Below are 9,203 nucleotides of genomic sequence, written 5' to 3'. Positions count from 1 at the left end.
TTTTTATGGGCAGATATTTTAAAACTGTCTCTTGAAGCTAATTATGATGATTATCTTGAAAAAAAATGATAATTAGACAGAAGTTCTCTTGTTCACATAGAGAACTTTATCTTCTTTTGTTTTCAAAATGAGAATTGCTGGGGTGGGGGCAGCGGTCTTGACAGATAAAAAGATTTATGCTGGTACTAATGTGGAGAACGCTAGTTATGGCTTGAGTTTATGCGCGGAAAGGGCAACTTTAGCGCAAATAATCGCAGCGGGCGATCGAGAAGTACGGGCGGTCGCTATAGCCTGTATCGATGGGAAGGATGATATTAGTCAGTTAACTCCCTGCGGAGCCTGTCGTCAATGGATAGCCGAATTAGCGCCGCAAGCAGAGATTATTATCTGTGGAACCCAGCAAAATTATTGTTTTAGTCTCTCGGATTTACTGCCTTTTTCCTTTCGTTTTTAACTGTGGGTAAAGTATAGGGGTTAAGGTACTACAACGCTATCGCCTTGAGGCACTTTTGGCTATGAGGTAATTAATGTATGCTGAACAAACCGAAAGCATAAATACGGCATCATCTTTTGTTGCGGCGCTATGATCAATCAGTGCATGGCGTATTCCCGATTCATCGCTTGTGTATCCATATAACTTGGACAAAGCCTCCTTTAGAACAGGATGAAGATACCCCATTTCTTCAATTTTCTTGATTGATTTCCCAAGTGTAGCTTTTGGATCACCCGTAAAGTCTCTACAGGCAGATTCAACCGCAGATATAGATTCTTTTATTGAATTACGATAATCTGGGTCTTCTCTATCGTAAAGAAATCTAACGGATGTTGTTATATGTGTGGCAGCACCAGCAAACCGATTTTGGTTTGCCGCATTTTCAATAGAATCTATTGTATGTTCATCAATTAAGTCTGCTACCTTTCCATCAACAATTCTATAGCCACAGTTGTCTCGTTCCATAACACTGTTCATAAATTCGGTCATACCCCTAACTATGTTTTCGTCCTTTTCATCAAAAGAATATATCAGGCATTCGATGAAATCGTAAACCTCGTACCACTTAAACTGGAAAAAACGCTCACGGATAAATTCAACAAGTTTAGGCCAAGAAGTTGGGCATTCATCAAGTGGCATCTTAAAATAATTATGCCATAACCGCCTTAAGACAATCACATGGCGACAATTGCCTTTCTGGACGTAGTACAAAGAACCCGGTTCTACAAATTTTAATGATATAGCAGACCATAACCCATTACGCAATCCCCTATCCATAGAATCTATCTGGACAGGAACCTCCGTCGGTTGAATATTTTTTCGTTGTGAAAATGTCATTGTGTTCTTTTTGGATAATTTTGTCCCCTAACTATTAATTCAATTATAGCAATTCTCATCCTGTTGAAGTACCAAGTCTCTTGTTTGAGAAAACAGGGAACAGAGAAAAAGGAGTGAGAAATCAATAGTTTAAGTGAGGTTATATCATGATACTGGTAAACTCTCTGGGTAGATTAAAAAGACAGGGTGAGCGTATCTCAAACGCTATTGACAATTGGCCAATTTTGTGAGTCGCTTGCTGTGTAGGCATTTCAAGTAATACCAGTCAATCATAAAAGTTACGAACTCGACCCATTTGGTCGATTATTGCTTAACAATTGAGATGGCAAATTATAATCAAATATGCCTGAATTGTCCTCTGGGTAAGCAACCTCAATAAACTTCATTTTGTCAAGGATTGTCAAGATGCACTTACCCTAGATTAGAGAAACCAATTTTCAATCACTAAACCCTGAAAATCTTTAAAATCGTCAACATTATTGGTAACTAAAGTCAAATTATTGGTAAAAGCAATAGACGCTATTTGAGCATCGACAAAGGCAGGACTCTTACCAACTTTAGATAACCTTGTCCTTTCCCGTGCGTGATATTGGGCTGATTTTAAGTCATAATCGAATAAAGGTAGATTGGCTAAAATAACATTATTTACATAATCTTCTAGGTCTTGGCGTTTTTTGGACAAAGGAAGTCGAAAACAACCAAATAATAGCTCATGGATAACCAGAGTAGCTGTGGCTATTTCCCGTTTAGATAACCTGAGCTTTGTCATGACCTTCTGATTAGGTTGAGGTCGTTTAGCCTCTGACAAAACATTAGTATCTAGTAAATACTTGAGAGTCATAAATGAACATCTCTCCCCGTTGACTTGTCCCGTAAATTATCAAAAGTATCATCATCAAGACTTGCCAAATCTACCCTTTGCCTAAAATCTTGCAAGGCTGACCAAAAATCATTAACCTCTCTAATTTCTACTAATATCTCTTCATTATCGGGAAAATCAACTTCCTCTAATAACTCAATAATTTTGCCTTTTTTAATTCCTTTAACTAACATAATATCAACTCCTTCTAAATGATCTGTATCGTAGAATTCAACATAGAGAGAATCATCAAAAATAGTTTTTGCTTCCTCAATTGAGACTTCGTGCTTTGATAGATTGCGTTCTGCCTTATTTTTATCCCAGTCAAACTGCATAAAGCCATTATACTGCTACTCACTGAAACTGATGGCACATTTTTGATATATTTTGTCTATTACTTGAACGTAATATATTCAACTGTATTGAACCATAGATCTGGTTCAGAAGCACAAGTAAATTTCCAGTGGGTCTAAAGCTGACGAATGTTACTAAAATCTCGCTAACTTGAAGATATGCTACTTGTCTTAGGCTGCTTTATCTCCAACAATTAAGGGGCTAATAACTACATTTTATCTCCCCCCGTGGCGACATTTTTAAATCTTTCTTGGGCAGCAGAAAAAGCCTCTTTCATCACCCTTTGAATCCTCTTAGGATCGGGTTTTTTACCCCCCATTAAATCGCCAAAATAGACACAAGCACCCTCTCCTAGGGCCCAGGTATAGGCAGCGGACCAAGAAGCGGCGATCACACTGCCAAAACCGGGGATAAATTTCACCAATTCCCGACCGATGGCCTGGGCCAAAAAGCCGCCAGCGATCGCACTGACGACTCCGCCGGCTTGGGATGGGGTTAAGACTTGACCGTATAATTTGCCTAAAACCCCCACCATTGACACTTGTAGGGCGGTTAAAACGGGCATAGTCGCTAAGGGTAAGGGAATCGCCGCCAAGGTCGCCGCTATGACGGAAAAGGCTAACATATAGCGTCGGGCCACGTCCCGATAGAGATGGCCTAATTTATCGCTGGTTTCCCGATCTAAAAGTTGGTGGATGGTGTTAGCCTCGGCTTTTGGCAATAAATCGGCTAAATTGTCTCTAAATGCCTCTAAACCGTAAAAAACAGGGTTGTAACCGTCTTCCTCTAGGGTAAAGTCTATTATCACAGAATTGTCGTATAAATCCTTAAAAGTTTCTTTAATTTCTTGATAGGCGCGATTGATATCCTCGAAATCGGGAGGATAAGGGGGATGATCGGCGATATTAGGAGGATAAAGCTGATGAAGGCAGGTTACAGCCAGTAAACAGGGGATTTTAGGATATTTTTGCCGCAGTTGTTTGGTAATTTCCAGAAGGCTATCGGTGGCAAAATCATCAATTTTTACCGTCACGATAAAAACCTGGGCGCGTCCCGTATTTTCAGCTAAATCTGCCAATAATTCCGCGATTATCGTCTCTGTGTGTTGATAGGCATCTCCTAACCCCACCGTATCGGTAAAAATCAACAGGGGTAAATCTTCTGCGGGGTAGGTGTAGCGCTGGGTGTTTTGGGTGTGGGGACGGAAACCTTGCCCGACGATTTCCGCCGAAACTCCCGTTATTCCCCGAATAATCGAACTTTTTCCCGTTTGCGGTTTACCGATTAACAGCGCCTCGGTGGTGGGTAATTCTTGACGGACTTTTTCTAAAATTTCCGCTACTTGACTATCACTGACACTAAACCACTGGAGGACAGTATTAGTCAACTGGTCGATGGGGAGTCTTTTCATCACTTTCCCCGTGAGACTATTCCAAGTATTGACCAAAGAATCAATGGGCAGTTTATTAGTCATGGGGATTAGAAGGGTTTATGATAACTAAAATAGAGATTTTCAGCCATAGAATCAGACGATGACAAAAGCCGCAATTAGTCCGCAAGATTTATCATGGCCTTTCTGGCCAATTGTACCACTTTATCCCTACGGTCAAAGACGGACAATTCGCCAAGAAGTGGTGAAAGATACGCTCTGGACATTTGAGCAATTGCAGGGTATTTTTTATGTGGTTGTGCCGATTCGCATGACGGTAATTAAGTTAGCATCTGGGGGTTTATTTGTTTATGCACCTGTGGCCCCGACTCCGGAATGTATTCGCTTAATGCGTGAGTTGGAAAGTGAACACGGGGAAGTTAAGTATATTATTTTGCCGACGATTTCTGGGATTGAACATAAGGTTTTTGTGGGTCCTTTTGCTCGTTATTTTCCTAAGGCTATAGTTTATGTTGCTCCTAATCAATGGAGTTTTCCTCTTAATTTACCTTTGAGTTGGTTGGGTTTACCGGCAAAACGAACGGAAATTTTACCTGCTGACTCGACAACTACTCCTTTAGGAAAAGATTTTAGTTATGAAATTTTACCCGCAATTGATCTGAATGTGGGGTACTTCTCGGAAGTGGCTTTTTTTCATCACTACTCTCAAACTCTGCTGCTAACCGATGGCATTATTTCTATCCCAGAAAATCCTCCCGCTATTTTAGAATTAGACCCCTATCCGCTGCTGTTTCACGCTAAAAATACGGCTAAGGATCTGGTGGAGGATACCCCAGAAAATCGCCGTCGGGGTTGGCAAAGAATTTGTCTTTTTGCTCTTTATTTTCAACCTCCTGTTTTAGCTGTTCCCAATTGGATTAAGGTCTTTCTAGATGCTTTTACTGCTAAGGAAAAGAGTAAAAAAGCCTATTTTGGTTTATTCCCTTTTCAATGGGGGGATGATTGGCAAAAGACTTTTTTAAATTTGCGTCGCGAGGGTAGGTTAATAGTCGCGCCAATTTTGCAAACTTTGATTCTTAATCGCAATACTGACGAGGTTAGTCAATGGGTTGATAGAATTGCCCAATGGCCGATTAAACAGGTTATTCCTTGTCATTTTGCTAGTCCAATTCAAGCTGATAGGCAAGAGTTTCGCCAGGCTTTTTCTTTCTTGTTAAAAGATTCTTATTTACCTAAAGATGACTTGGAATGTTTAGAAAGTATTGATAGTTTTTTAGTGCGCTGGCGATTGACTCCTCCTCCTGATAAAAAATTGTAATTTATGGCTAAGAACTGCTATAATGTATGCGGTTGTTAGTTGATTGCTAATCAAGGTCATGCAAATTCCCGAAAATCCCAGTAATGATGACATCAGAGAAGCGTTGATTCAATTGCGAGAAGAACTTGGTCAAAAAGTTGACCGCTTAGAATATAAATTTGATGCCTATCAAAAAGGTACAGATGGTATGGTGAGAATGGCTACTACTATCATCATTGCCACCGCTTCTGTGGTGGTTTTATCTAGTCTTAGTCCTGCGGTGACAGCAATTATCACCGCTTTATATTCTGCTAATGCTCATTAATTAATTTATCGCTAAATTCTGGTGCATTAGGCTACCTTTCTTGAATTTTTACCCGTTTGTTTAATTGATTCATAGTCAAGGAAATCACCAGATTAAAGAATAAATAGGTGGCCATAACTACTATTAACATCTCTACAGCTTTTCCTGTCTGATTAGCGATGGTACTAGAGATAGCATAAATATCATTATAACCGATAGCGATCGCTAAACTAGAGTTTTTAACCAGATTTAAACATTCATTAGTTAAAGGAGGAATAATCACCGGCAAAGCTTGGGGAAAAATCACTAATCTCATTACTAATAAAGGTTTTAATCCCAAGGCTTTAGCTGCTTCCCATTGTCCCCGATTAACCGATTGAATCCCTCCCCGTACCGTTTCCGCAATAAAGGCAGCTGTATAAACAGTTAAACCGATTAGGAGAGTAGCAAACTCGGAAGAAAGATGTAAACCGAAGTCAATATTTTGATTAAGAGGATTAACTTGGGGATTTTGCCATTCTAAACCCCAGATTAGAGGAATTATAACTAGGATTAGTAGGCTAGTTAGGCATAAACTAAGTTTATTTTTTAGGGATAAAAATAATGAAATAATTATTCCTAAAATAATGATAGCTAAGGCTAACCATGTCCTGAAACTATTAGCGGGAAAAGGTAAATAGACTCCTGAGTTATTTAAAAATACCCTGCCAAAAAACTCTAAAGATTCCTCAATTTTCGGCAGTTTCAAAAATACAGCAAAATACCAGAAAAATAATTGTAATAATAGGGGAGTATTGCGAATAGTTTCCACATAAATTGTTGCCAACTGACGAATTAACCAATTATCCGACAAGCGACCTAACCCGATGACTATTCCCAGACTAATCGCCAAAAATATGCCAGTAATCATAATGCGGAGGGAATTAACTAATCCCACCAAAAGAGCGCGAAAATAGGTATCGGTGGGACTGTAGGCAATAGGAGAGTCACCAATAGCAAAAGAGGCTGGTCGGTCAGTATCAAAGAGAAAGCCAAAGCCAAAACTTAAGCGTAAGCGTTGGAAATTAATCACTAAATTGCGACCAAAAAACCAGAAAATTAGGCAGACAATTAGCAGGATAATTACCTGTAGAAAAATCTTCTGAAATCGCTCATCGTACCAAAAAGAGTTTTTTTGAGGTAAGGTCATATTTATTATAAGTAAGTGGTTCTAATTAAATAGAAGATAGATTTTGGGCTCTTCTAGGTTCTGTGTGATCAGTTTAACTTACATAGGATCGATCGATCTTTGTGTCCTTTGTGTCTTTGTGGTTCGTTCCACCCCCTCGCTAGGAGAAATGTATCCTAGAATACATTTTACCCACCAAACCTAGGAGAGCCGATTTTGCCTCTGATCCCCCCTGCCCCCCTTGATAAGGGGGGTGCCGATCCCCCCTTAGTCCCCCCTTAATCCCCCCTTAATAAGGGGGGCATCTGATAATTTTTAACACCTACCTACTTATATAGTCCAGAATTTTTAACAAAAGAAATCGGTGACTTTTGGCCACCGATTGAGAAAATCAAAAAATATTTAGATAACCCCCAGACGGGAGAGACCGAGGATGACACCGGCGCCGAGGACATGACCAAAACTGGTAGTACCCAGTAAAGCGCCTAATCCCATACCACCGAATAAAGCGGGGGAAGGTAAAGCAGGACCGACATTTTGTTGTTTAATAGTCGCTTTACCGAAAGCAATAGCGAGAATATTGCAGATAATCATGACAATCGCCACTTTGGGACTCCATTCGCTGGAACCTTGCACGGCGGTGGCGGCCATTAATAGGGTTGAGTACATTGAAATTCTCCTGAACAGGTCGTTTTAAGTTTTTAATCTTAAAGGTAGTTTTCACCCCACATCACGCCCTGTTGCAATACTTAATAATCAAAAGCAGAGGAGTCAACCATACAGCCGATTCGTTTCCACTTCCGAACTACTCGCTTAGTACAAATTCAAGTTTAAGCCTACTTCTCTAGCGAAGACGGCTAATCCTTTCTTTTCAATGGTTTTGATAGCTTTGGTGGAGATGCGTAGTTTTACCCAACGGTTGCCTTCCGACCACCAGACTCTTTTCCATTGTAGGTTAGCTTCTTGTAATTTTTTGGTGCGACGGTGGGAGTGGGACACCGCATAGGCGTTATTGGCCTTTTTCCCCGTCATAGTACAGACTCTAGACATAATTTACTCCTGTGCGATCGATGTTTGTCAATAGTCAACCTTTCTAGTTTAACTCAAATCTCGCCAGAAGTCCCCCCCTTCCCCTGGGTGAAGTGAAAGGAGATAAATTTAACAGCAAGTGGGGGGATTAAGAAGTTGATTAAACCGGTTCACTGCTCAGACAATTTCGACAATTGCATCAAAGGTAATGGTGAGAATATTGTCAACAAATTTAGCTGTAATTTTTTACTGAATAAAAAATATTTTAATAAGTTTTACATAGTTTCTATTATTCTAGTTAATTCATTTTTATTTTTCCACAATTTTACTTGAAAATCTTGGTATATTTTGGCGATAAAAGGGGCTTGATTACCTTGAACTATTTTTTCGATTTTATCGATTGTTTCGACAAAAATATTAATCATGGTTTGACGAGGTAAGTTGCCAGAAACTAGAACAAATACTTGAGCCTGATAACGGGCTATCTGTTGAACTTCTAAAATATTTCTACCAATGTTTACATCTTTAGTTAATACTATCCATCCTCTTTGACTAACAATAGGTAGCCCGACCTATCCGGTGCATCTGGGGCAAAATGGGCATGATGAAATTCAATTTTAACCCCTATTTCTTGCAAAGCTTCACCGATAGATTTTCCTAAAGCGCGGTCGATAAAATAGGTGTATTGATAGGTCATGCCGCTTGCCAATTGCACTCGAATAAAATCGCTTTTTCAATTTGCCAAGGTTGACAATTATAATCATTGGCAATATCTTCTATAGAGTCCCCCGCATCATAAAGTTCTGTGACAACTTTAGTGGGAATTCCTGTTCCTGTGATCACGGGGTTTCCGAAGGAAATATTAGGGTCTATCTTTAGGACTTTATTGCTGAAGTCTTCCCCATTTATGTCGATAGTGGGAAAAAGCCGTGTGGCGATATCTTGTTCATCCCATTCAATACGAGTTAAGAGATTATTTAAGAATTGTTTCATCGTCAATTGTCCCGAACGGGAGGCATTAATTAAATGTTCAAATTGTTCAATAAAAAGGTCAATTCCATCGGTACTAAATTGTTTTTGAACCAGAGGATGATCGGTGTTAAATTCTTCACTAATATAGTCTAGGGCCAGTCTAACTTTATCGAGAGGGATGTTATGAACTTTGCGAATAACTCTTAAAACGTGCGCTTCCACTAAGTTAGTAAAGGAAAGTTGCGGAATATTCGGATTAGGTCGTTGAATGAGGGGTAAAAACTCTTTTTGTCCTTTTTTAGTGGGGTAGGTGCGTCCTCGTACCCACGTTCTCAGAGTGGGCAAAGGAATATGGAGATAGCGCGCAGTATCGGCTATAGTGTAGGTGGGAACATGATAGAGATGCTCTAGAGATAAGGGAGATGATGCTTTGACCATCGTTAATATTTTGGTGAAGTTGTTGAGATGAGATTATCGCCTATCATTTCATTTTAGCTAAT

At 39.7% G+C, this 9,203-nt stretch carries 10 protein-coding genes and 3 pseudogenes; 3 read left to right on the top strand and 10 right to left on the bottom strand.

Features of this window, described 5'->3' with window-relative positions; translation table 11 throughout:
- Nucleotides 1–142 precede the first annotated feature (142 nt).
- Nucleotides 143–454, top strand: a pseudogene (locus O9323_RS02730) (cytidine deaminase); the annotation flags it as partial.
- A 36-nt stretch (nucleotides 455–490) separates the two neighbouring features.
- On the opposite strand, the gene O9323_RS02725 reads toward O9323_RS02730, so the two are convergent.
- The 5 genes and pseudogenes from O9323_RS02725 to O9323_RS02710 all read right to left on the bottom strand — a co-directional run bounded on the left by O9323_RS02725 (nucleotide 491) and on the right by O9323_RS02710 (nucleotide 4,017).
- Nucleotides 491–1,330, bottom strand: coding sequence for an AbiJ-NTD4 domain-containing protein (locus O9323_RS02725; RefSeq protein ID WP_043998321.1), 840 nt, complete (start codon nucleotides 1,328–1,330; stop codon nucleotides 491–493).
- Between the two features lie 421 nt (nucleotides 1,331–1,751).
- Nucleotides 1,752–2,171: a type II toxin-antitoxin system VapC family toxin gene (locus O9323_RS02720; RefSeq protein WP_004157924.1), complete on the bottom strand. Its 420-nt coding sequence runs from the start codon at nucleotides 2,169–2,171 to the stop codon at nucleotides 1,752–1,754.
- Nucleotides 2,168–2,383: a hypothetical protein gene (locus O9323_RS22505; protein ID WP_024970209.1), complete on the bottom strand. Its 216-nt coding sequence runs from the start codon at nucleotides 2,381–2,383 to the stop codon at nucleotides 2,168–2,170. The genes O9323_RS02720 and O9323_RS22505 overlap by 4 nt, the downstream gene beginning before the upstream one ends.
- Nucleotides 2,384–2,440: 57 nt before the next feature.
- Nucleotides 2,441–2,524: pseudogene (locus O9323_RS22810) on the bottom strand (BrnT family toxin); the annotation flags it as partial.
- Nucleotides 2,525–2,751: 227 nt separating this feature from the next.
- Nucleotides 2,752–4,017, bottom strand: a complete 1,266-nt coding sequence (locus tag O9323_RS02710) for a YcjF family protein (protein ID WP_004157923.1) — start codon at nucleotides 4,015–4,017, stop codon at nucleotides 2,752–2,754.
- Nucleotides 4,018–4,075: 58 nt separating this feature from the next.
- Between O9323_RS02710 and O9323_RS02705 the strand changes: the two genes are divergently transcribed.
- Together O9323_RS02705 and O9323_RS02700 are read left to right on the top strand one after the other, a co-directional pair.
- Nucleotides 4,076–5,251 carry a DUF4336 domain-containing protein gene (locus O9323_RS02705; protein ID WP_004157922.1) on the top strand — a complete coding sequence of 392 codons (1,176 nt, stop codon included), beginning with the start codon at nucleotides 4,076–4,078 and terminating at the stop codon, nucleotides 5,249–5,251.
- A 58-nt stretch (nucleotides 5,252–5,309) separates the two neighbouring features.
- Nucleotides 5,310–5,555 (top strand): ssr2422 family thylakoid membrane protein, encoded by a 246-nt coding sequence (locus O9323_RS02700; RefSeq protein WP_004157920.1) that lies wholly within the window; start codon nucleotides 5,310–5,312, stop codon nucleotides 5,553–5,555.
- Nucleotides 5,556–5,586: 31 nt separating this feature from the next.
- Here the strand turns inward: O9323_RS02700 and O9323_RS02695 are convergent, their stop codons facing one another.
- The 5 genes and pseudogenes from O9323_RS02695 to O9323_RS02670 form a co-directional block, all read right to left on the bottom strand.
- Nucleotides 5,587–6,723 (bottom strand): amino acid ABC transporter permease, encoded by a 1,137-nt coding sequence (locus O9323_RS02695; RefSeq protein ID WP_004157918.1) that lies wholly within the window; start codon nucleotides 6,721–6,723, stop codon nucleotides 5,587–5,589.
- 381 nt (nucleotides 6,724–7,104) lie between these two features.
- Complete coding sequence (gene psaK / locus O9323_RS02690) at nucleotides 7,105–7,371, bottom strand: photosystem I reaction center subunit PsaK (RefSeq protein WP_002734065.1); 267 nt, start codon at nucleotides 7,369–7,371, stop codon at nucleotides 7,105–7,107.
- 144 nt (nucleotides 7,372–7,515) lie between these two features.
- Complete coding sequence (gene rpmB, locus O9323_RS02685; RefSeq protein WP_002732080.1) at nucleotides 7,516–7,752, bottom strand: 50S ribosomal protein L28; 237 nt, start codon at nucleotides 7,750–7,752, stop codon at nucleotides 7,516–7,518.
- A gap of 254 nt (nucleotides 7,753–8,006) precedes the next feature.
- Nucleotides 8,007–8,428, bottom strand: a pseudogene (locus tag O9323_RS22495) (PIN-like domain-containing protein).
- Nucleotides 8,425–9,141 carry a DUF433 domain-containing protein gene (locus tag O9323_RS02670; protein WP_288124658.1) on the bottom strand — a complete coding sequence of 239 codons (717 nt, stop codon included), beginning with the start codon at nucleotides 9,139–9,141 and terminating at the stop codon, nucleotides 8,425–8,427. The pseudogene O9323_RS22495 and the gene O9323_RS02670 overlap by 4 nt, the downstream one beginning before the upstream one ends.
- Nucleotides 9,142–9,203: the final 62 nt, after the last annotated feature.

This window comes from Microcystis sp. LE19-131.1A, from assembly GCF_027532015.1.
Lineage (GTDB): Bacteria > Cyanobacteriota > Cyanobacteriia > Cyanobacteriales > Microcystaceae > Microcystis > Microcystis ichthyoblabe_A.
This window is presented reverse-complemented; position numbering and strand designations above follow the sequence as displayed.

Bases quoted from the DNA above. Each gene is read 5' to 3' on its own strand.
- O9323_RS02725 (WP_043998321.1), bottom strand. From the start codon at position 1,330: ATGACATTTTCACAACGAAAAAATATTCAACCGACGGAGGTTCCTGTC.
- O9323_RS02720 (WP_004157924.1), bottom strand. From the start codon at position 2,171: ATGACTCTCAAGTATTTACTAGATACTAATGTTTTGTCAGAGGCTAAA.
- O9323_RS22505 (WP_024970209.1), bottom strand. From the start codon at position 2,383: ATGTTAGTTAAAGGAATTAAAAAAGGCAAAATTATTGAGTTATTAGAG.
- O9323_RS02710 (WP_004157923.1), bottom strand. From the start codon at position 4,017: ATGACTAATAAACTGCCCATTGATTCTTTGGTCAATACTTGGAATAGT.
- O9323_RS02705 (WP_004157922.1), top strand. From the start codon at position 4,076: ATGACAAAAGCCGCAATTAGTCCGCAAGATTTATCATGGCCTTTCTGG.
- O9323_RS02700 (WP_004157920.1), top strand. From the start codon at position 5,310: ATGCAAATTCCCGAAAATCCCAGTAATGATGACATCAGAGAAGCGTTG.
- O9323_RS02695 (WP_004157918.1), bottom strand. From the start codon at position 6,723: ATGACCTTACCTCAAAAAAACTCTTTTTGGTACGATGAGCGATTTCAG.
- psaK (WP_002734065.1), bottom strand. From the start codon at position 7,371: ATGTACTCAACCCTATTAATGGCCGCCACCGCCGTGCAAGGTTCCAGC.
- rpmB (WP_002732080.1), bottom strand. From the start codon at position 7,752: ATGTCTAGAGTCTGTACTATGACGGGGAAAAAGGCCAATAACGCCTAT.
- O9323_RS02670 (WP_288124658.1), bottom strand. From the start codon at position 9,141: ATGGTCAAAGCATCATCTCCCTTATCTCTAGAGCATCTCTATCATGTT.